This is a genomic window from Parvularcula mediterranea (genome assembly GCF_013085255.1).
Taxonomy (GTDB): domain Bacteria; phylum Pseudomonadota; class Alphaproteobacteria; order Caulobacterales; family Parvularculaceae; genus Parvularcula; species Parvularcula mediterranea.
This window is the reverse complement of the sequence record NZ_JABFCX010000003.1, coordinates 1,070,629-1,089,005: the sequence shown is the minus strand read 5'-3', so window position 1 is coordinate 1,089,005 and position 18,377 is coordinate 1,070,629. Positions and strand designations below refer to the sequence as shown.

General features: G+C 62.9%; 24 protein-coding genes and 1 pseudogene. 12 read left to right on the top strand and 13 right to left on the bottom strand.

Annotated features, from left to right (window positions below; all coding sequences use genetic code 11):
* Positions 1 to 35 precede the first annotated feature (35 nt).
* Positions 36 to 1,133, top strand: a complete 1,098-nt coding sequence (locus HK107_RS14115; protein ID WP_173200914.1) for an FKBP-type peptidyl-prolyl cis-trans isomerase — start codon at positions 36 to 38, stop codon at positions 1,131 to 1,133.
* 3 nt (positions 1,134 to 1,136) lie between these two features.
* Complete coding sequence (locus HK107_RS14110; RefSeq protein WP_173200912.1) at positions 1,137 to 2,198, top strand: alpha/beta hydrolase; 1,062 nt, start codon at positions 1,137 to 1,139, stop codon at positions 2,196 to 2,198.
* Here HK107_RS14110 and HK107_RS14105 read toward each other — a convergent pair.
* Positions 2,195 to 2,500, bottom strand: coding sequence for a hypothetical protein (locus tag HK107_RS14105; protein ID WP_173200910.1), 306 nt, complete (start codon positions 2,498 to 2,500; stop codon positions 2,195 to 2,197). The two genes, HK107_RS14110 and HK107_RS14105, sit on opposite strands and share 4 nt — an antisense overlap.
* Positions 2,501 to 2,605: 105 nt before the next feature.
* Between HK107_RS14105 and HK107_RS14100 the strand changes: the two genes are divergently transcribed.
* The 5 genes and pseudogenes from HK107_RS14100 to HK107_RS14080 all read left to right on the top strand — a co-directional run bounded on the left by HK107_RS14100 (position 2,606) and on the right by HK107_RS14080 (position 6,461).
* Positions 2,606 to 3,346 carry a flavodoxin family protein gene (locus tag HK107_RS14100; RefSeq protein WP_173201538.1) on the top strand — a complete coding sequence of 247 codons (741 nt, stop codon included), beginning with the start codon at positions 2,606 to 2,608 and terminating at the stop codon, positions 3,344 to 3,346.
* Positions 3,343 to 4,377 (top strand): annotated as a pseudogene (locus tag HK107_RS14095) (homocysteine S-methyltransferase family protein); the annotation flags it as partial. The gene HK107_RS14100 and the pseudogene HK107_RS14095, both read left to right, overlap by 4 nt.
* A 23-nt stretch (positions 4,378 to 4,400) precedes the next feature.
* A complete protein-coding gene (locus tag HK107_RS14090; RefSeq protein ID WP_173200909.1) occupies positions 4,401 to 5,198 on the top strand; it encodes a hypothetical protein in 798 nt (265 codons plus the stop codon).
* A 22-nt stretch (positions 5,199 to 5,220) separates the two neighbouring features.
* Positions 5,221 to 5,832, top strand: a complete 612-nt coding sequence (locus tag HK107_RS14085) for a hypothetical protein (protein WP_173200907.1) — start codon at positions 5,221 to 5,223, stop codon at positions 5,830 to 5,832.
* Between the two features lie 2 nt (positions 5,833 to 5,834).
* Complete coding sequence (locus HK107_RS14080; RefSeq protein ID WP_173200905.1) at positions 5,835 to 6,461, top strand: LapA family protein; 627 nt, start codon at positions 5,835 to 5,837, stop codon at positions 6,459 to 6,461.
* Here HK107_RS14080 and galE read toward each other — a convergent pair whose 3' ends face one another.
* Positions 6,462 to 7,463, bottom strand: coding sequence for a UDP-glucose 4-epimerase GalE (galE, locus tag HK107_RS14075; protein WP_173200903.1), 1,002 nt, complete (start codon positions 7,461 to 7,463; stop codon positions 6,462 to 6,464). It lies immediately after the preceding gene.
* Between the two features lie 125 nt (positions 7,464 to 7,588).
* Here galE and HK107_RS14070 point away from each other — a divergent pair, with 125 nt between their 5' ends.
* Entirely contained in the window at positions 7,589 to 8,023 is a 435-nt protein-coding gene (locus HK107_RS14070; RefSeq protein WP_173200901.1) for a Fur family transcriptional regulator, read from the top strand.
* A 37-nt stretch (positions 8,024 to 8,060) separates the two neighbouring features.
* Here HK107_RS14070 and HK107_RS14065 read toward each other — a convergent pair whose 3' ends face one another.
* Positions 8,061 to 8,765, bottom strand: coding sequence for a type 1 glutamine amidotransferase (locus tag HK107_RS14065; RefSeq protein ID WP_173200899.1), 705 nt, complete (start codon positions 8,763 to 8,765; stop codon positions 8,061 to 8,063).
* A gap of 55 nt (positions 8,766 to 8,820) precedes the next feature.
* Between HK107_RS14065 and HK107_RS14060 the strand changes: the two genes are divergently transcribed.
* The gene (locus HK107_RS14060) at positions 8,821 to 9,582 is read left to right on the top strand and encodes an enoyl-CoA hydratase/isomerase family protein (RefSeq protein ID WP_173200897.1); all 762 of its coding nucleotides are present in this window, start codon (positions 8,821 to 8,823) and stop codon (positions 9,580 to 9,582) included.
* A 3-nt stretch (positions 9,583 to 9,585) separates the two neighbouring features.
* Here HK107_RS14060 and HK107_RS14055 read toward each other — a convergent pair whose 3' ends face one another.
* The 3 genes from HK107_RS14055 to HK107_RS14045 are packed head-to-tail and all read right to left on the bottom strand — an operon-like array spanning position 9,586 to position 11,736.
* Positions 9,586 to 10,302: an SIMPL domain-containing protein gene (locus tag HK107_RS14055; RefSeq protein WP_173200895.1), complete on the bottom strand. Its 717-nt coding sequence runs from the start codon at positions 10,300 to 10,302 to the stop codon at positions 9,586 to 9,588.
* Positions 10,302 to 11,120: a serine O-acetyltransferase gene (gene cysE, locus HK107_RS14050; RefSeq protein ID WP_173200893.1), complete on the bottom strand. Its 819-nt coding sequence runs from the start codon at positions 11,118 to 11,120 to the stop codon at positions 10,302 to 10,304. Before cysE ends, HK107_RS14055 begins: the two co-directional genes overlap by 1 nt.
* 19 nt (positions 11,121 to 11,139) lie before the next feature.
* Positions 11,140 to 11,736 (bottom strand): NUDIX domain-containing protein, encoded by a 597-nt coding sequence (locus HK107_RS14045; RefSeq protein ID WP_173200891.1) that lies wholly within the window; start codon positions 11,734 to 11,736, stop codon positions 11,140 to 11,142.
* 49 nt (positions 11,737 to 11,785) lie between these two features.
* Between HK107_RS14045 and HK107_RS14040 the strand changes: the two genes are divergently transcribed.
* A complete protein-coding gene (locus tag HK107_RS14040) occupies positions 11,786 to 12,292 on the top strand; it encodes a DUF1543 domain-containing protein (RefSeq protein ID WP_173200889.1) in 507 nt (168 codons plus the stop codon).
* Here HK107_RS14040 and HK107_RS14035 read toward each other — a convergent pair.
* Positions 12,289 to 13,134, bottom strand: a complete 846-nt coding sequence (locus tag HK107_RS14035) for a peptidylprolyl isomerase (RefSeq protein WP_173200887.1) — start codon at positions 13,132 to 13,134, stop codon at positions 12,289 to 12,291. The genes HK107_RS14040 and HK107_RS14035 overlap by 4 nt on opposite strands.
* 98 nt (positions 13,135 to 13,232) lie before the next feature.
* Between HK107_RS14035 and HK107_RS14030 the strand changes: the two genes are divergently transcribed.
* Together HK107_RS14030 and HK107_RS14025 are read left to right on the top strand one after the other, a co-directional pair.
* The gene (locus HK107_RS14030; RefSeq protein ID WP_173200885.1) at positions 13,233 to 13,436 is read left to right on the top strand and encodes a dodecin family protein; all 204 of its coding nucleotides are present in this window, start codon (positions 13,233 to 13,235) and stop codon (positions 13,434 to 13,436) included.
* 1 nt (position 13,437) lies between these two features.
* Positions 13,438 to 13,854: a DUF1801 domain-containing protein gene (locus HK107_RS14025; protein ID WP_173200883.1), complete on the top strand. Its 417-nt coding sequence runs from the start codon at positions 13,438 to 13,440 to the stop codon at positions 13,852 to 13,854.
* Between the two features lie 268 nt (positions 13,855 to 14,122).
* Here HK107_RS14025 and HK107_RS14020 read toward each other — a convergent pair whose 3' ends face one another.
* From HK107_RS14020 to HK107_RS13995, 6 genes are all read right to left on the bottom strand, one after another.
* Positions 14,123 to 14,419 (bottom strand): hypothetical protein, encoded by a 297-nt coding sequence (locus tag HK107_RS14020; RefSeq protein WP_173200881.1) that lies wholly within the window; start codon positions 14,417 to 14,419, stop codon positions 14,123 to 14,125.
* Positions 14,420 to 14,559: 140 nt separating this feature from the next.
* Complete coding sequence (locus tag HK107_RS14015) at positions 14,560 to 14,937, bottom strand: hypothetical protein (RefSeq protein WP_173200879.1); 378 nt, start codon at positions 14,935 to 14,937, stop codon at positions 14,560 to 14,562.
* On the bottom strand, positions 14,930 to 15,427 hold the full coding sequence (locus HK107_RS14010) for a hypothetical protein (RefSeq protein ID WP_173200877.1): 498 nt from the start codon (positions 15,425 to 15,427) through the stop codon (positions 14,930 to 14,932). The genes HK107_RS14015 and HK107_RS14010 overlap by 8 nt, the downstream gene beginning before the upstream one ends.
* A 2-nt stretch (positions 15,428 to 15,429) precedes the next feature.
* The gene (gene queF / locus HK107_RS14005) at positions 15,430 to 15,894 is read right to left on the bottom strand and encodes a preQ(1) synthase (protein ID WP_173200875.1); all 465 of its coding nucleotides are present in this window, start codon (positions 15,892 to 15,894) and stop codon (positions 15,430 to 15,432) included.
* 31 nt (positions 15,895 to 15,925) lie between these two features.
* Positions 15,926 to 17,323 (bottom strand): aldehyde dehydrogenase family protein, encoded by a 1,398-nt coding sequence (locus tag HK107_RS14000; RefSeq protein WP_173200873.1) that lies wholly within the window; start codon positions 17,321 to 17,323, stop codon positions 15,926 to 15,928.
* Between the two features lie 85 nt (positions 17,324 to 17,408).
* Complete coding sequence (locus HK107_RS13995; protein WP_173200871.1) at positions 17,409 to 18,350, bottom strand: TolB-like translocation protein; 942 nt, start codon at positions 18,348 to 18,350, stop codon at positions 17,409 to 17,411.
* Positions 18,351 to 18,377 lie beyond the last annotated feature (27 nt).

Sequence of the window (18,377 nt, the reverse complement as noted above, 5' to 3'; positions counted from 1 at the left end):
GGAATTCGTCTGACGAGACCCCAAAAGGAACATTTATGAAACAGTTTGTTTTCCTCAGTGCAGCCGTGTCTGCCCTCGCGCTGGCAGCCTGCGGCGGCGGTGACACCGGCGAGACTGGCTCTTCGGCTGGTGCGTCTGCTCCTGCTGCGTCGAGCAGCACCGGCGGCGGCATGGAGGTCCCTGCGGTCTTCGCGAACACGCCCGTTCCGGAAGGCACAGGCGAGGAATTCCTCACGGCCCTCGCCGCCCAGGAAGGCGCAACGACGGCTGAGAGCGGCCTTGTGATCCTGACCCTCGAAGAAGGCACCGGCCTTTCGCCGCGCGAGAACGACCTCGCCCGCATCCATTTCACCGCTTCAGTCGCAGGCTCCGACGAGCCGTTCGAATCGAGCTGGTCGAACGAATCGCCTGTCATCCTGGTCCCTGCGCAGACGCTCCCCGGCTGGGCCGAAGCGCTTCAGGCCATGAAGGTTGGCGGCAAGGTCCGTGCTGGCCTTCCGCCTGAGCTCGCCTTTGGCGCCAATGGCATGCCCGGCGGCCCGGTTGGCCCGAACGAGGTGACCATCTTCGATATCGAGCTGCTGGACGTCTATCCGGCTGACGATGACGCAGCGCTCGACCGTCTCGCATCAGAGACCGAAGCTCAGATCGAGGAGTTCACCACCGAGGCCCAGCGTCTCCAGACCCTCGCCCAACAGCAGTTCGCAGCCCTCGCGGCCGTGAACGGTGCCAAGTCGCGACGTTTTGTCCTGAGCCAGGCCGCCCGCGCGGAGACCGAAGTCACCCCGACCGGCCTCGTCTATGAAGTTGTCACCGATGGCGGCAGCGAAGGCGCGCCCGCGATGGGCGACACGGTCACCGTCCACTATCGCGGCACCCTGCCCGACGGCACGGAATTCGACAGCTCCTACTCCCGCGGCGAGCCGACGAGCTTTGAGCTTGGCCGGGTCATCGAGGGCTGGAACCAGGGCCTGCAGCTCATGCAGCCGGGCGACACCTACCGCTTCTACATGCCCGCTGAGCTGAGCTACGGCGCACGCGGCAATGGCGACGTGATCGGCCCGAACCAGGCGCTGGTCTTCGACATCGAGTTGATCTCGGTGACGCCTGCTGCCGAAGCGGCTGCGGAGTAAGAGGTGAAGCGTTTCGCGAGCCTGACCGCCCTTCTCGCCATTGCAGCCTGCGGCGGCGCGGAGGCCCCCTACCAGACCCGCGAGATCACCGACGAGGAGCGGGCGGAAGCCCGCGCCTATCTGGAAGACCAGACACCTCTTCCTGAAGGCTGGTCCTTCGACATTATTCCTTACGCGGAGGACGGGTTCCTTCGTGTAGGGCTGGCCACGCCGGAGAACCCCCGCGCGACGGTCATGTTCGTTCCCGGCTATACCTCGAGCCCCGAGCTGGCCTCAGACTTCCTGTCGCGCTGGTACGAGCTCGGATTCGAGGTCGCGAGCCTCGACCTGCCCGGACAAGGCGGCTCGATGCGCCGCTCGGACGACTACCAGAAGACCTATACGGGCGATTTCTCCTTCTACGGAGGAGCGGTTGACCAAGCGACGGAGCACCTTGCAAACGTGCGCCAATCAGACGGTCCGCTGATCGTGGCTGGCGACAGCTTTGGCGGTCACGCGGTGCTGCGCGCAGCCTCGGACGGAGGCGCTGAGGAAGCGGATGGCCTCTTCCCGCTGGTCCCGGCGGTGGAGCCTAACCTTGCAGGGCCCAAATGGCTGGTGAAGTTCCTGGTCGGCGACCAGATCCGCTCCGGCCACGCGACCCGCTATCTGTCGGGCGGAGGGCAGTGGAACCCTGACGCCCATAAAGAGTATGAGTGGGAGAATTGCGGCAACCGGCCTGAGCGCAACCTCAAGAACACGGCGCTCCAGACGCTGAACCCCGAGCTTCGGGTGGGCGGGGCGACCAATGAATGGGGCCTCGGCATGGTGGTGTCAGGGGAGAAGATGCTGCGGTCGCGGAAGCTCAGGGACTATTCCAAGCCCGTTGCGCTTCTGACAGCTGGCAAAGACACGATCGTCAGGAACGGCCCTGCGGAGAAGCTCTGCACAGGGACGATGGCGACCTGCCAAGTGGTGCGCCTCGAGGAAGCGACGCACTGCCTCTATCTCGAGGACCAGCCGACCCAAGACAAGGTGCACGACGCGCTGCTCGCGCTCCTCAAGAGGATCGACCCGGAAGCCTAGAGGTAGCGGCCGGAGAGTATCCGGGCCATGCGCGGGATCGGCAGGGCGAGCATCTCGTCGATCAGCTCTTCCTTCTCTTCGGCCTCTTCGGAGACCTGCAGGAGGAGGCCGAAAATGTCGGCTGCCGAGAAAAGCGCTGCTGCGAGAGCGACCGCAAGGACCTCCGCATATCCGCCGCCGATAAAGACGACACCGCCTGCGATCAGCACAAGCGGAACACTCAGCGACATCCACACTGCGAGAACGCTCGCCAGTGAAAAGCGAATATCGCCAAAGAGGCGCGAGAAAGAAGATCCGTCCATAGCCTGCCCAACCTTTCACGGAGCCGTGAACTTGCGGTGAACGCCATGGAACGGCAAGCAGGACATGCCTCAAAGAAGGTGATCTTTGCGAAAGGCGTGAGAGCGATGGCGGATTTCTCAGGGCTCAAGGCCCTGTTCCTCAACACGACCTTGAAACGGTCCCCGGGAGAATCGCACACAGAGCGCCTGATGCGGAATGCCATGGCGATAATGGAGGGGGAAGGTGTCGAGACCGAAATCCTCCGTCCTGTCGACGACGCGATCGCCATTGGCGTCAGCCCAGATATGAGGAGCGAGGGCTGGGACGAGGATGCCTGGCCTGAGCTTTACTGGCCGAAGATCCAGGCTGCAGACATCCTGGTGCTCGGGACACCCCTCTGGCTGGGCGAGGAGAGCTCGGTCTGCCGGATCGTCATCGAACGCCTCTACGCCCACTCGGGGCAACGAAACGATCGTGGCCAGTACGTTTTCTACGGCAAGGTCGGCAGCTGCATGGTCACCGGCAATGAAGACGGGGTGAAGCACGCGTCGATGAGCCTCCTCTGGGCCCTGCAGCATATCGGCTATGCCATCCCTCCGCAGGCGGAAAGTGGCTGGATCGGCGAGGTCGGACCGGGCAAGAGCTATGGCGACGACGGAGTCGGTCTCGACAATGATTTTACCCGCCGCACCACGACATTCATGGCGTGGAACCTGATGTCTCTTGCGAAGATGCTGAAGGATCAGGGCGGATTTCCTACCCATGGAAACAATGTGAAGGCCTGGGAGGATGGCGAGAACTTCGGCCATCCGCCCGTGCCGAAAGTCAGGCGCGGGTTCACCCTGCCCGGAAGGAAAAAATCATGAGCCGTACGGATGATCTTGTCAGCGCATTGCGTGAGCGCATTCTCGTTCTTGACGGTGGCGCCGGGACGCTGATCCAGGAGCATAAGCTGGAAGAAGCCGACTTTCGCGGCGAGCGGTTCAAGGATTGGGGCCAAGACGTTCAGGGGAACAATGACCTCCTGAACCTGACCCGCCCTGACGTGATCCGCGGGATGCATGATGCCTATCTCGAAGCGGGTGCGGACATCGTCGAGACGAACACGTTCAGCTCCACGACGATTGCCCAGGCCGACTACGGCATGGAGGGCCTGGCGCGCGAGATGAACGTCGAAGGTGCGCGTCTGGCCCGCGAGGCAGCCGATGCCGCGGAGAAGAAAGACGGGCGCCCGCGTTTCGTGGCTGGTGCCATTGGGCCGACCAACAGGACGGCGTCGATCAGCCCTGACGTCGATGACCCGGGCGCACGGAACGTCACCTTTGATGAGCTGGCCGAAGCCTATCGCGAAGCCGCCGAAGGGCTTGTCGAAGGCGGCAGCGATATCCTCCTTATCGAGACGATCTTTGATACGCTGAACGCCAAGGCGGCGATCTTCGGCATTGGCGAGTATCTCGATAGTGTCGGCAAGGACGTGCCGCTCATGCTGTCAGCGACCATCACGGACCAGTCTGGCAGAACCCTCAGTGGGCAGACGGCCACGGCCTTTTATCACTCGGTCCGCCACGCGAAGCCCCTGTCCACGGGGCTCAACTGCGCTCTGGGGCCGGACCTGATGCGGCCTTACGTTCTCGAGCTGTCGGATATCGTGGAGGGCTTCGTCCATGCCTACCCGAACGCAGGGCTTCCCAATGCGTTTGGCGGCTACGACGAGACCCCGGAGAGCATGACAACCCATATCCGCGAATGGGCGGAGAGCGGTATGCTGAATATCATCGGGGGATGCTGCGGCACGACGCCTGCCCATATCCGTGCCTTCGCTGATGCCGTGCAAGGCGTAGCGCCGCGCAAGCTGCCCGAGGGTGACCACGCGATGAAGCTCTCCGGCCTCGAGCCGTTCACGCTGGCTGGCTAGCGACAATGTTCAAGCTCGGGGGCACTGCGGGTTGGCTCTTGAGGCTTGGCGGGTGGCTGGGCCTCATCGGTGGTTTCTTGTGGTTCTGGGTGAGGCTGATCCCGGAATTTGAGTTTGAGGATGGTCTCTTCCACCAACTTTTCGGTGAGGACCCGTATCCGGTTTACGCCTACCAGCTGTTCGACGAGAATCCTGACCTGCCGCTGATGCCGTGGGGCCTCCTTGCGATTGCGTTGTTCCTTATGCTGAGTGCCCTTGCCGTCTTGAGCGGAAAGCGGCTCAAGACGAGGCTCGCGCCGTTAGGGCCTTTGCTGGCCGCAATCCTGATCTACACTGGCGCATTCGAGGCCGTCTCCCTACGGGCGGATTTTGCGATCAGGAAAGGCGGCTTTGAGACCTTCTTCGAGCGTTTTGACAGCGGCGAATCTGCTCCCCCGGAAGAAGATGTTCAGTTCCCTGAGGATTACACGAAGTCCGTCGGATTTGGGATCTTCCAGGTTGATGGGCAGGGCTACTCCTACACCACCTACAACCTGCCCATGAACACGTTTGGGACCTGGGGCGTGTGGCGCTTCTACGATGTGCTGACCGACTGTGATGAACGGCACCGGTTGCTTGTCATAGACTATGGGCCTGATGTTCCGTTTGCGGGCTATATCAAAAGATCTGAGTGCGCATCATTTGACTATCCACTTGAAACTCTCGAGGGGATAGGCACTCTGAAGCGGAAGGGCGAGCTTCGGACGGTAGACCTTTGGGACAATTGGTCTTTCGTCTACGAAGAGGCGGACCCAAACAATTAGAGTCAAGCCCGGATAAGCGCCCATGGAAACGCTGAAACAGAACTCCCGCGGGAACAGTGTCGAGATCGAGTTGGGCGAGACCTCCTTTCGCCTGCGCTCTGTCATCGACAAGCAGATGGCGGACCGCCGGATCAATTATGGGCAGGTGCCCTTCGACTTCCATGACGAAGCCATGGTGAAGGGTCCCGCTTGGCTAAGCTGGATCGGCCTCATCCTCGGCGGAGCGTGGGCACTGATTGCGGCGCTTGAGCTGTCAGGCGTGACACCGATCGAGGATACTGTTGGGGACCGAATTGCGATGCTGACGGTTGGTACGCTGATCGCCGTGGCTGGCGGCGCGAGGCTCGTCTGGCTGAGGCGTCGCGGCGGCAAGTTCAAGGTCTTCGCGAACGACCATTTTCAGTTCGCGCTCCTCGACGATGACGACTTCCCTGCGATCCACAAAGCGCTCTCCGAACGAAGGGACGCCGAGCTGCGCCGGGACCTCTTCAAGGTGGAGCCGGAGCTGGGCGAAGAAGAAAACCGCAGCCGCTTGAGCTGGCTCGTCGACCGTGGGGTGATCACGCGCGAGGAATACGAAACCGCGATGGCCGAGGTCGAGGCTGCCTGCGCTGACCGGCAGGTGGGCTTCTGACCATGCGCTTCGAGCAGGCCAAAAAGGGCAACCGTGTCGAGATCGAGCTGGGTGAAGCGAGCTTTCGCTACAAGAGCAAGATCGAGGGCGAGGCGAGTGACCTGCGCATCGAGTATGCGGACATTCCCTTCGACAAGTCGCTCCTCACCGACCCTGCACCTGTCGCCTGGGTCTCATGGCTGGTGGCGATCATGGGCGCGGTCTTCGCTGTGGGGAGCGTGTTCGCGATCTTCAGCGGCGACGAGGTGCGCGCGGACAATGGTCAGTCGAACCTGATCGTCGCGCTGATCATGCTGGCAATCGGCGCAGGCAGGATCCTCTGGCTACGGAGAAAAATCCTGACGCTGCACGTCTTCCACGGGCCGCTGATCCGCTTCACCTTCCTGGATGACGAGAAGGCCGACGAGATCATCAGGACCCTCGAAGCGCGGCGGAACGAGGTTGTCCGCAGGAAGCACTTTGTTCGGCACCCTGAGGACAGCGACGAGCATTGGAAGGCGAACCTTGCCTGGCTCGTCGACAGGGACGTGATCACCCGGGAAGAGTATGACACGGCTCTCGCTGATCTCGAGAAGCCTGCGGCGCGCGTCGGCTTTGCGACCGAGCGGCCCGATCCGTCCGAGGGCTGATCAGGCGCTGTTGAGCGTTTTCAGCTTTTCTTCCCACGCAATGGCCGTCTCGGCCATCTCCTCGAGCGTTTCGTGCTTGGGCTGCCAGCTGGGCAGGGTTTCGCGAATACGGCTGACGTCCGCGACGAGGCTCGGCGCGTCCCCTGCCCTTCGATCTGCGGGCCGGGCATCAATCGGGCTTCCGGTCACGCGCTCTGCGGCAGCGATGACTTCTTTCACCGTCGCACCGCGGCCATAGCCGCAGTTCATCGTGATCTGTCCGCCCACGGAGAGAACATGCTTGAGGGTCTCGACATGGGCCGAGGCGAGGTCGGAGACGTGGATGTAATCGCGCACGCACGTGCCGTCCCGGGTCTCGTAATCCTCGCCATAGACTTCCATGAACTCACGCTTACCGGTGGCGACCTGACTGGCGATCTTCAGAAGGTGGGTGGCGTTGGGCGTTGACTGGCCAACACGTCCCTTGGGGTCCGCCCCCGCGACGTTGAAGTAGCGCAGGATGCCTGCGCCAAGGCCGTGGGCCACGCCGATGTCGCGGATCATCGCTTCGGTCATCAGCTTCGATTGCCCGTAGGGAGAGAGCGGCACCTTGAGCGCATCCTCAGGGAGGGCGTCGCCGCCATTGTCAGGATCGTAGACCGCGGCCGTCGAGCTGAAGAGAATGGTACCAATATCGGCCTTCACCATTTCGTGAAGCAGGCCGAGGGAGGTGCAGGTGTTCTCCTGATAGTACTTGATCGGGTTCTCAACCGACTCGGGCACTACGATCCTTCCGGCAAAGTGGAGGACCGCGTCTGGCTTTTCTTCCTTGAAGATGCGCGCCAGCAGCTCGCGATCGGCCACGTCCCCTTCGATAAAGCGGGCTTCAGGAGAGATGGCATGGGCGACGCCGGTCGAAAGATCGTCGAGAATGACGACCTCGAACCCCTCGTCCAGACACGCATAAGATGTGTGGCTGCCAATGTAACCGGCGCCGCCGGTCACGAGAATCTTCGATGTCATGGATATTCCCTGAAGGTGTGCTCGCTGCCTTAACCTTGTGCGGCACCATATTTTCGTTCAACCTTTTCCTAAGAAGAGGGCGATTCGTTCGGGGATCTCCCGGGCGTCTATAGAGGGCACGGGTCATGGCTAATCTGGCAACGCATCACGGGTTTGGCGGCGACGGCAGACGCGTCCGCCTGACCAAGAACGACCGGCTCGTGCTCACAGCGCTTGAAGAGGCGGCGTCCCCGCTCAAAGCCTATGACCTGCTTGAGCGCCTGAAAGCCCAAGGCATCGGCGCTCCAATGACCGTTTATAGGGCGCTTGATCGCCTGCAGAAACAGGGACTTGTGCACAAGCTCGACGGGCTCGGTGCCTTCATGGTGTGCAGCCACGGCAAGCCCCATGAGGTTGAGACGTTCCTCATCTGCCGTAAGTGCGACAAGGTCGAGGAAATCGAGCAGGCGCCAGAGCCCCTGCATCAGCTCGCCCATGACGCGACCGACGGATATGACTTTCAGGCCGACTTGATCCGGGTCGAGATCCGCGGCATGTGCAAGGACTGCAACCTGCAGTAGCGACGCCTGATTCGCGGAAACCCGGAAATCCGGTCAGTCAGTTCCGCGCTTCCATGAAGTTTTTTATCCACAAAGCGATCGCCATGCGGTCGCTTTCGTTCCTCAGGCTGGCCTGAGCAAGGCTGGTCCTCTCCTCCGGGATCCGGTCTGAGCGCAGCGCCATGAGTGCGGACGCGAAATCGTGCCTGAACTCCGGGTGCGGCTGGAAGGTCAGGACCGGCAGCTCCTCATGGCCAAGACAACCATATGGGGTGAAGGCCGAGCCTGCGATCCGGGTGAGCCCGCCCGCGAGACCCATGACCTGGTCCTGATGGCTGACGGCGCAGGCGAAGCGGCGGGGACCCTCGCCCCAAGGAGCGTCGCCCACGACCTCATAGGTATGGACGCCCACACCCCAGCCGCGCTCTGACTTCTCGACCTTCGCGCCAAAAGCCCTGGCGACAAGCTGGTGACCAAAGCAGATGCCGACGACAGGGCGGCCTGCCCCTGCCCACTTGCGCACGCTCTCCTCGAGCCGGGGGATAAAGGCATGATCCTCGTAGACGCCGCGGGGTGAGCCGGTGACAAGGAGCGCTGCGCCCTCTTGAGGCTCAGGCACAGCGACGTGATCGGTGTCGTAGGTCTCGTAGGTGAACCCGGCGCCGATATCCTCGAACATCCGGCGGAACATCTCGGGGTAGCTTGGCCAGCTGCCGGGGAGCTCCTTCGGCGGAACGCCGGTTTCCGCGATCACGACTTTCATCACTTGCGCCCTTCCCGCTGCACGGGTTCATTGCCGGGAAACGGAGGAGCTGTCGATGACCGACCATGTGATCGTCGAGCGCGATGGAGCGATCCTGCACGCCAGGATGAACCGCGCGGACAAGAAGAACGCCATGACCGAAGAGATGTACGCGAAGCTCGCGGACGCTTTCCGTGAAGCTGACGAGAGCGAGGACATCCGTGTGCTGATGCTGTCGGGCGAAGGGGACAGCTTTACCAGCGGCAACGATCTTTCGTCTTTTGCCGCTGTCGTCGGAATGAAGGCTGATCCCAACCACAGGCCTTCGGTGCTGGACCTGATCGAAGCGGGGCTCAAGTCGACGACGCCGGTGGTGGCCGCTGTCGAGGGCTGGTGCGTCGGCATCGGCGCGACGATGATGCTACACACGGACTTTATCTTCGCTGGCGAGAGCGCGAAGTTTCACATGCCCTTCACCCAGCTCGGTGCTGTTCCGGAGGCAGGCGCCTCGATCCTCCTGACCCGGAGGTTTGGTCGGCAGCGTGCGGCGCGGATGCTGATCGCTTCTGAGGTCATTGGCGCCATGACAGCTCGCGAATGGGGCATGATCACCGACACCTGCGAAGACGGCGAGGCCTATGCCCGCGCGAAGCACATGGCGGAGCAGCTTTGCGAGCTGCCGCCGCAGTCGGTGCGGGACACGAAGAAGCTCATGCAGGAAGACCTCGACACGGTCATTCCGTGGACAGAGCATGAGCTGCGCGTCTTTGCGGAGCGCCTGACATCCGAAGAGATGCAGCAGGTGATCGCCGCACGCATGGCGGCGAAGAAGAAGTAGCGCCTATTTTAGCGCGAAGGTCGCGTTGACCGTGACGCGGAGGTCCTGCTCACCGGCTTCGATGGGCGGGCCGGGCATGTCGGCCTCCATGGCCATGGAGCGCATCATCATGGGCTGAGGCGAGCGGCTTCCTCCGCTGACGGAGAGTGTGATCACATCGCCCAAGCGCGCGCCTGCGGCTTCAGCCATTGCTTCGGCCTTGCGGCGGGCATCCCTAACAGCGGCGATGCGGGCCTCGTCGCGGAGGCCGGTCGTGTCGTCGATGCCGAGGCGGAAGCTGTCGAGGCCGTTGGCACCGGCCCTGACCGCGGCGTCGATCACGCCGCCAGCCTTGCCGATGTCACGCAGGCGGACGGTCAGGGTGTTGAACGCTTCGTAGCCGACGATCTTGTTGCGGTTCTGGCGGCCGCGCTCGTCATAATCGAAGACCGGATTGAGGCGGATCTCGCCTGTCTGCCGGTCACGCTCTGCAACGCCTGCTTGACCTACTGCGCCGAGGACCGATTCCATGCCTTCCGCAGACTGAGCAAAGGCTTCCGCAGCCGAAGCGCCCTGCGCGCGGACTGTGAAGCTGAGCATCGCGATGTCGGGAACGGCGGAGACGGTGGCTTCGCCCGTGACATTGATCTGGCGGTTCGGCGGAGCAGCCTGGATGATCGTGTCGTCCGTGCACGCCGTGATAAGGGTCAGTACTGCTGCCGAGAGGAGGATGCCGCGCATCAGTCGTCCTTCGTCAGGCTGTGATCCATCGCCTCGCCTGCCGCCTCGGCGCATTCGCCGACGGGTTGGGCGGGCACGCCCGCCACGGTGCAGAAGGCCTTCACAGGCTCGAGCACGACAGAGCCCGATGCGATCTTAGCGCCATCGCCCACCTCGATATTGCCGAGGATCTTGGCGCCTGCGCCGATCAGCACGCCCTTGCCGACCTTTGGATGGCGCTCATGCTTCTCCTTGCCGGTGCCGCCCAGGGTCACCTCGTGGAGGAGCGAGCAATTGTCGCCCACGCTCGCCGTCTCGCCGATGACGATGGCGGTGGCGTGGTCGAAGAAGAGACCGCGGCCGAGCTTCGACGCCGGGTGGATGTCCACCTGGTAGAGCTCCGACATGCGGGACTGAAGATAGAGAGCCAACGCCTCGCGCCCCTGCTTCCAGAGCCAGTGGCCGATCCGGTAGGACTGGATCGCCTGATAGCCTTTGAAGTGCAGGAAGGGCTGGGCCGTCGATTTGGTGGCCGGGTCGCGGTCCACATAGGCCTGAATATCCGCAAGCGCCGCCGTCACGATGCCGGGGCTGTCCTCGAAGGCATCGGTGGCAACCTCGCGCCACTGCATGGCGTTCATCTCGCTGTCCGACAGCTTCTGGGCCAGCCGGTAGCTGAGGGCGGATTTGAAATCCCGGTGGTTGAGGATCGTCGCGGACAGGAAGCTCGCAAGGATCGGCTCCTGCGCAGCGTCCGTCGCGGCCTCGACGCGCATGCGCGACCAGACATTGTCGACCGTCTGAAGGTTCGGGGCCTCGCGGTGAGCGCTTTGGGGCATGTTCGTCTCCTCGCCGGCTTCAGCCGACCTGATCCAAGATGATGCGCGAGGGCACATCAGGCAACTCCCCTGCCCGCGCTTTCGTGATCGCGGTCAGGACGCAGAGCTGGGTCAGGGCATCATCCACCCGTCCCGCGTGGATATCCGCGAGAAGCTCGGCCAAGGTTACTCTTTTGTATTGAAAGACTTCGTCGGGCTCAGGGGCCGCTTCGCCCTGGGTCAGGTCCCAGGCGAGGAAGTAGTGGGCCCGCTCGTCGGTGACGGAGTTGGAAAGGTCCGACTGGCCGTACTCATGCCACCCGCCAGCGGTGCAGCCTGTCTCTTCCTTGAGCTCGCGCTGGGCGGAGAGGAGCGGGTCTTCGGCCTTGGGCCCGCCGCCCTCGGGAATCTCCCACGTGTCCCGGCCGAGAGGGAAGCGGAACTGGCCCACCATCGGCACGGTGCCATCGGCGAAAAGGGGCAGGATGCCGATGGCGCGGTTGGCGAAGTTCACGAGGCCATAGACACCCGGCTTACCATCAGGCCGCGTCACCTCGTGGTGGCGGATGGTGATCCACGGGTTCTCATAGGCGGTGCGGACGCTGTCGATGGTCCAGGGGCCGTGCTTCTTGGTCATGGCTTGCTCCGTTCCCTCTCCCGCGCCAGAGGTCAACAAAGGAGGGCCTATGCAGAAGCTATTTGTCGCCATGGTCGGGGGATATCCGGAGCGTGCGCACACGGAGGTCCATGACATCCGTTTCGTCATCGGGCGGACGATCGAGGATACGTTCGAGGCGCTGAAAGCCCAGTGGTGGGGCGGTGGCCGGGTTCATCTTGATGCCTGGGGGGCGCTTGAGTGGGCCGATGGGCATGATGTGGTGGTGAGCGACGAGCGGCCTGAGGGAGCGGTCGATGCGCAGCTCTGGTTCTGTCACCTGGGCGGCTATCGCGACGGGTTCTTTGGCGAGCTGCACTCAGAAGCCTTCGTCGTCGCCGCGGACAAGGGCGCGGCGAAGCGCAAGGCCCTCTCGCTCGCACCCGAATGGGATAGCCCTCACCGCGATACGGTGCACACGGTGGAAACGATCATTGATGTGGCGGACGCTGCTGGCGGACCGAAGGTCTGGCTGGTGCCGTCGGCTGATGAGAAGCCGTTCGCCTTCGAGGCGAAGTATTATCCGATCAGGGACTAAGGCGCTGGCCTCACCGGCACGGTCATCGAGCAGATGTCGATATAGTCGGGGCGGAAGTAGAAGAACTCTGACGGCCTCGCGGCGCGCGCTGCGGTGAGTTCGGCGAATAGTTCGCCGTTGGTGCGCATGTGCTGCCAGCTGGGGCGCTCGTCCTCAGGCAGGTCAGCTGCGATGTGCATGGCGTCGATGCGCAGTCGTTCGGAGAAATCATCTGTCTCAGGATCACCGTCGACCACGCCGCGCGGGGCGGCCTGTGCGACGCTCATCCCATCGATGACCCGGCCGAGGACGGTGAGATTGCGGTCGAGATAACGCTGGGGCTGGAGCGTGATGTAGAACTCCGTGGACGCCGTATCTTTCTCGTTGTTGCGGGCATAGGCGAAGGCGCCGGTGCAGTGGAGGTGCCAGGCGGTCTTAGTCTTCCCGTCGATACCCACGGGGAGGCCATCGCTATACCCAACGACTGGAGCAAAGCCGTCGCTATACGGAAATTTGGTCACGAGCATATTTCTCGGCATGGCTTCCTCGAACTCAGCCTTCAGCGGTGATTTTGCCGAGCCGAGCTCGCGGGTCTCCGCATGGTCGCCGCCCTGCGCCACGAAGCCGTCAATGACCCGGTAGAAGCTGAGCCCCTCGTAGAAGCCTTCCTTGGCGAGGGTCCGGGCCTGGGCCACATGGTCCTGCGCCAGTGCTTCGGAGAGATAGATGGTGATCCGGCCCTCAGGGGTCTCGATCAGGAGGAGGTTTTCCGCCGGGATCGTGCGCCAGGCATCCTCGCCCGCCGCTTCCATGATAGCTCCGACCGGGCGCGGGGCCTCTTCAGCGAGGGCGAGTTCGAACATCGGGTTTCTCCCTTAAGTGGCGGATTGCAGTCCTTCCCTTGACGATAGGTCCGCCCGGGGCGTCCACTCAAGCCACCATAAACCAGGAGGAGAGAACAATGGCAGTCGCACGCGTTACCGAGATCATTTCGGCCTCGAAGCAGAGCTTCGACCACGCCGTCCAGAAGGGCATCAAGCGGGCCAACAAGACCCTCAAGAACATCGAAGGCGCCTGGGTCCAGGACCAGAAGGTGGTCGTGAAGAAGGGCGAGATCGAAGAATACCGGGTCACCCTGAAGGTCACCTTCATCCTCGAGGACTGACTTGTCGGACCTCAAGACCCAGGAAAATGACGGGGACGTTCTTGCCTATCTCGAGAGCGTCCCGAAGCGGCTGGACGACAGCCGCGTGCTCCTCTCCCTGATGGAGCGGGTGTCGGGCTGCCCGCCGAAGATGTGGGGCGACTCCATCGTGGGCTTCGGGGCCTATGAGTACACGAATACAACCGGCAAGCCTGCGCGCTGGATGCTGACAGGGTTTGCGCCGCGAAAGGCGCAGATGTCGATCTATGTGATGAACGGGTTTTCTCGGTATAAGGAGCAGTTGGAACGGCTTGGTAAGCACAAGCACTCCGTAAGCTGTCTTTACGTAACGCGGCTCGCGAATATCGATCTGGGTGTGCTCGAAGAGATCCTGACCGATAGCCTCGCCCAGATGCGGGAGACCTACGGGGCCCCGTAGGGAAGCCTCGGCCCCCAAGGGTCCGGCTCGTCTCGGGCGAAGAGAAACCGGAACCCCCGGAGGGCCAAGGCCCGCCCCCGCGAGCTGTCCGAGAGAGACCACGAGAGGACACGCGGGAGCCTTTTCGGCCGGAGCGGGGTACCCCGGCCGAGTGGAGGCATCAATTGTGGTCCATGGCTGCCGAAGAACGGGGAGGCGCTCCCGTCTCAAGCGGACTATCATCTGTTCGCGAGGTTGCGGGAGAGGTTACAAGGGGCGCTTTTGGGGCCTAGTGGCCCCAGCCTACAGAACGCTTGCCAAGGTCCCGGGCGATGAAATCGAGCTGGTAGCGGCTGAGGGGGATCTCGGCGGGACGACCGTAGAACAACTCGCCGCTTTCCCAAGCAAAAACAAGGTACGCTTCCCCTTTCTCGAAACTGCTGGGATCGGAGGTCGCTCCGTTGAAGCGGATACGCCGCCCCTCCCGTATGCTGAGCTCCGTCGCATCCGTGCCCTTATGGACGTCGTAGACTTCGAACAGAGTCTCAAGCGTCAAGTACTGATGCTCGGCGTCTCGATTAACCATCTCTGTACGGATGGCCTTGCCGCTGAAGATGAGATCGGCAGAGTCTCAGTGGGATGCAGGACGATCGAAACCCCGGTTCGACTCTGACAGTGCCGATCCAACGATCACCAAAACAACAGTCGCTATCGCCAGAAAGACCTTCAATCCCTGGGCTCCTCAAGCCGCTCACCCACCACCATCATCGCGCAGGAGTTGGTCCTGAGGTCATCACCCTCGCCGTAGGCATAGACGGTGAGTTCGGTGCCTTTCGCGAACCGGACGCCGCAGGCGGGGCCGTAGATATCATGCCGGATGGTCACGATGCGGCCGAGGTCACCCTTGATCGCGTCGAGCACGTGGAAGTCCGTGATGGCCTTGCCTTCAAAGGTCTTGGGCTTGGAGGTATTCATCACGCGCCCGACGAAGATGGCGTCCATCGCCTCGAGCTTTTCGGCGTGGGTCTGCGGGAGACATGAGCAGGCTGATGCTACCCCGGACGCGGCCACCAGAGCCGCAGCGAGAGCGATCAGCCTACGCATCATCTTCTCCCTTGTCGCAGGATTTCTTATGAACGTCCTCCTGATGCGCCGCCCCATCGGGTCCGAGCGCATCTGGATCTGGGTCGATATCGCGGCGACCGAGTGCCACGAGATACTGCTCCATCGTTCCCCGTGGCGCAGAGCAGGAGCTTGTGGAGAGTGAGCCGTCATCATGCTCGATAGCGAAGACCAGGACCGTTTCACCGACCTCGTAGTTCATTCCGCACAGACAACACGTTCTACCGTCGCGGTGCTTCACACTTACTATCTCGGGGAGTTCACCCTTCCACGCATGTCCGAGTCTAAATGTCGTCATCAGGAGGGGAGCGGCGTGGCGCTCGACCGTGATTGAACGCATCGCCTTGCCTTCGAAGACGACGTCCACGCGTTCCCAGTGCTCAGCGAGGGAATCGAAGCCTGGGCATGAACAGGCTGATGCCACCCCGGACGCAGCTAGCAGAGCCGCAGCGAGAGCGATCAGACTACGCATGATCATCCCCTCCCCCTGTAAGGCGCGACGCCCGGGTCGGGGACGTAGAGGCCCTCAGGGGCGGGGCCTGTCTGCCAGAAGACGTCGATGGGAATGCCGCCTCTTGGATACCAGTAGCCGCAGATGCGGAGCCATTTCGGCTTCGTCGCCTCGATGATCCGCTTGCCGATGTCGATGGTGCAGTCCTCGTGGAAGGCGCCGTGGTTGCGGTAGGCGCCGAGGAGGAGCTTGAAGCTTTTCGACTCCACCAGATGCTGGTCCGGTGCATAGTCGATGACGAGATGGGCGAAGTCCGGCTGGCCCGTCACCGGGCAGATCGAGGTGAACTCCGGCGCGACGAAGCGTGCGAGGTAGAGGGTGTCGGGGTGCGGGTTCGGCACGGGGTCAAGCCTGGCCTCATCGGGATGCTGGGGGAGGGTCGACTCCTGCCCCAGTTCCGCGCGGCCTTTGTAGATATCCTTGGTCATGGCTCGCCCTTAGCGCCTCGCCTGCGCGCCGTCACATGAGTTTCCGAAGAAGCTTTGCCGCACGCTCTGAATAGGGCGGATAGCGCAAGGAGACATCGCCGAAGAAGGGCCGCTTCATCACGGCTTTCAGGTGGCTGAAGCAGTCGAACGTGTGCTGGCCGTGGAAGGCGCCCATGCCGCTCTCCCCCACCCCGCCGAAGGGCAGGTGGTGGTTGGCCTGGAACATCACGGCGTCATTGATCATCAGTGTACCGGAGCTGGTCTCGTTCAGGATCCGGTCGGAGACGTCGGAGGATTTGGTGAAGGCGTAGAGCGCGAGAGGTTTGTCGCGCTTGTTGATGAAGCTGATGGCCTCGTCGATGGAAGCGACCTTGAGACAGGGAAGAATCGGGCCGAAGATTTCCTCCTGCATGGAGGGCGCGTCGGGGCTCACATCGCGCAGGACCGTCGGTGCAAGGAATTTCTCCGAGCGGTCATGCTCGCCGCCGATGAGGACCTTGCTGTCGCCGATCAGGCCCACGAGCCGGTCGAAGTGGCGTTCGTTGACGATGCGCGCAAAGTCCGGGGAGGCCTTCATGTCCTCGCCGTAGAATTCGCGGACAGTCTTCTCGAGGGTTTCGAGGAACGGTTCGTAGACGGACTCTTCGATCAGGCAGTGGTCCGGCCGGACGCAGAGCTGGCCGCCATTCATGAAGGCTGCCCAGGCGATCCGGCGCGCGGTGACTTCAAGGTCTGCGTCCGCCGCAACGACCGCAGGGCTCTTGCCGCCAAGCTCAAGGGTGACGGGCGTCAGGTGCTTGGAGGCGGCCTCCATGACGATGCGGCCTACGCGCGCGCCGCCGGTGTAGAAGATCTTGTCGAAGCGCTGTTCGAGGAGCGCCGAGGTCTCCTCCGCCCCGCCGAGGACCGTGGCGAAGGCATCGCTGTCGAGGACCTGCGCCGCGATCTCCCTCAGGAGCTCTGACGCATGCGGAGCAAGCTCGGAGGGCTTGAGGACGGCGCAGTTCCCCGCCGCGATTGCACCTGCAAGGGGGCCGAAGACCTCCTGGAGCGGATAATTCCATGCGCCGATGATGAGCGCCACGCCCAAGGGCTCGGGCACCATCTGCGAGCGCGAGGGCATGAGGGACAGGGGCGTTCCGACCCCGCGGGGCTTCGACCAGCTCTCGCACTTCCTCGCGGCGAGGGCGCACTCCTTGGTGAGGTAGTCGACCTCCGCCACGGCGGCCTCGAGGTCGGGTTTGCCGAGGTCTGCCTTCAGCGCTTCCTTGATGCGAGCTTCGTTCGTCGCGACGGCGTTGCCGAGGGCTTCGAGCTGCTGGCGGCGCCAGGCGAAGGACCTTGTCTTGCCGCTGTGGAAGGTCTTGCGGAGACGGGCGACGGTCTCCTCGTAATCTGCGCGGATATCGCGGCCTGCCGATCCGTCCATGGGATTGTTCCTCCGGGGAGATTTTGTTGTTTCCCCCGGAGTTACACCTACGCGGCGCAGCGTCCAAACGTGCCGCGCATGTGTCTCAATTCTTTGACTCTTTCAGGGCCGTGGCGAGGACAGGGACCTCGGCAACCGGCACGCTCCAGACTTGGATGACGCTGCCGCGCCGCCCCTTCACCGGTCTTGCGGAGGAGAAAACGAGGGTTTGCCCGTCGGGGGTCAGGCGGCCTGCGAAGTCGGCGTAGGGGCCGTTGGCTTCAGGGCCGAGGGGTTCGGGGTCGGACCATTCCCCGCCGCTTCGTGTACTGACGAAGAGGTCGGCATTGCCCTCCCCTCCCCGGCTCGAGGCGGTGAAGAGCATGAGGTTACCGTCAGGCGTGACCCACGGGGTGTCCTCGCGCTTATCCGTGTTGATCGGTGCACCGAGGGCGCGCGCGCGGAGAAAGCCGCCTTCGCCGTCAGAAGGCGCAACGAAGATGTCCCGCTCACCGGGTCCTTCGTCGAGCCGTTCACTGAAGAAGTAGAGATCGCCTTCCTCGGTCAGCGCGCCCGGGGCTTCATTGTTTACGTAGCGGAGGGTTGCGGTGCGGCCTGAGCGGAGGCGGTTGAGGTTTTCGTAGTCGAGAAGTTCCGGCTCCGCGCCTTCTTCGAGACCTAAGCTGAAGAGATCGAAGTTCTCATACGCACCGCTGGGCTGAGGCCCGCCCCATGCGAAGATGATGGACCTCCCGTCAGGGGCGAAGACGGGATAGTCCGCGCGGCCATCATCGGGGAGAGGAATACGTTCTGGCCTCGACCAGCGCTCGCCGTTCCATGTCGAGCGCTTGAGGTACTGTGGGCACGGACCAATGCGTTCGCATTCGGACTGGGCGAGGACGAGGGTTGTTCCGTCTCGAGAGAAGCCGGGGCTTAAGGTGATGCGACCATCCTGACCGAGATCGTCTGGATAGAAACGGACGGGCTCGGAATGGGCGATGGAGAGGGCGATGGCGGCACTGGCCGCGAGGGCAATCGGTTTGGTCATGTTGAGTAGATAGCTGGCTGCGCGCAC

Excerpts from the sequence above, each read along its gene's own strand:
- cysE (WP_173200893.1), bottom strand. The coding sequence starts at position 11,120 with ATGCCCCAAAGCGCTCACCGCGAGGCCCCGAACCTTCAGACGGTCGAC.
- HK107_RS14085 (WP_173200907.1), top strand. The coding sequence starts at position 5,221 with ATGGAAACGCTGAAACAGAACTCCCGCGGGAACAGTGTCGAGATCGAG.
- HK107_RS13995 (WP_173200871.1), bottom strand. The coding sequence starts at position 18,350 with ATGACCAAACCGATTGCCCTCGCGGCCAGTGCCGCCATCGCCCTCTCC.
- HK107_RS14015 (WP_173200879.1), bottom strand. The coding sequence starts at position 14,937 with ATGCGTAGGCTGATCGCTCTCGCTGCGGCTCTGGTGGCCGCGTCCGGG.
- HK107_RS14055 (WP_173200895.1), bottom strand. The coding sequence starts at position 10,302 with ATGCGCGGCATCCTCCTCTCGGCAGCAGTACTGACCCTTATCACGGCG.
- HK107_RS14040 (WP_173200889.1), top strand. The coding sequence starts at position 11,786 with ATGCAGAAGCTATTTGTCGCCATGGTCGGGGGATATCCGGAGCGTGCG.
- queF (WP_173200875.1), bottom strand. The coding sequence starts at position 15,894 with ATGACCAAGGATATCTACAAAGGCCGCGCGGAACTGGGGCAGGAGTCG.
- HK107_RS14030 (WP_173200885.1), top strand. The coding sequence starts at position 13,233 with ATGGCAGTCGCACGCGTTACCGAGATCATTTCGGCCTCGAAGCAGAGC.
- HK107_RS14100 (WP_173201538.1), top strand. The coding sequence starts at position 2,606 with ATGGCGGATTTCTCAGGGCTCAAGGCCCTGTTCCTCAACACGACCTTG.
- HK107_RS14020 (WP_173200881.1), bottom strand. The coding sequence starts at position 14,419 with ATGGTTAATCGAGACGCCGAGCATCAGTACTTGACGCTTGAGACTCTG.
- HK107_RS14045 (WP_173200891.1), bottom strand. The coding sequence starts at position 11,736 with ATGACCAAGAAGCACGGCCCCTGGACCATCGACAGCGTCCGCACCGCC.
- HK107_RS14065 (WP_173200899.1), bottom strand. The coding sequence starts at position 8,765 with ATGAAAGTCGTGATCGCGGAAACCGGCGTTCCGCCGAAGGAGCTCCCC.
- HK107_RS14105 (WP_173200910.1), bottom strand. The coding sequence starts at position 2,500 with ATGGACGGATCTTCTTTCTCGCGCCTCTTTGGCGATATTCGCTTTTCA.
- HK107_RS14060 (WP_173200897.1), top strand. The coding sequence starts at position 8,821 with ATGACCGACCATGTGATCGTCGAGCGCGATGGAGCGATCCTGCACGCC.
- HK107_RS14080 (WP_173200905.1), top strand. The coding sequence starts at position 5,835 with ATGCGCTTCGAGCAGGCCAAAAAGGGCAACCGTGTCGAGATCGAGCTG.
- galE (WP_173200903.1), bottom strand. The coding sequence starts at position 7,463 with ATGACATCGAAGATTCTCGTGACCGGCGGCGCCGGTTACATTGGCAGC.
- HK107_RS14115 (WP_173200914.1), top strand. The coding sequence starts at position 36 with ATGAAACAGTTTGTTTTCCTCAGTGCAGCCGTGTCTGCCCTCGCGCTG.
- HK107_RS14010 (WP_173200877.1), bottom strand. The coding sequence starts at position 15,427 with ATGCGTAGTCTGATCGCTCTCGCTGCGGCTCTGCTAGCTGCGTCCGGG.
- HK107_RS14090 (WP_173200909.1), top strand. The coding sequence starts at position 4,401 with ATGTTCAAGCTCGGGGGCACTGCGGGTTGGCTCTTGAGGCTTGGCGGG.
- HK107_RS14070 (WP_173200901.1), top strand. The coding sequence starts at position 7,589 with ATGGCTAATCTGGCAACGCATCACGGGTTTGGCGGCGACGGCAGACGC.
- HK107_RS14000 (WP_173200873.1), bottom strand. The coding sequence starts at position 17,323 with ATGGACGGATCGGCAGGCCGCGATATCCGCGCAGATTACGAGGAGACC.
- HK107_RS14035 (WP_173200887.1), bottom strand. The coding sequence starts at position 13,134 with ATGTTCGAACTCGCCCTCGCTGAAGAGGCCCCGCGCCCGGTCGGAGCT.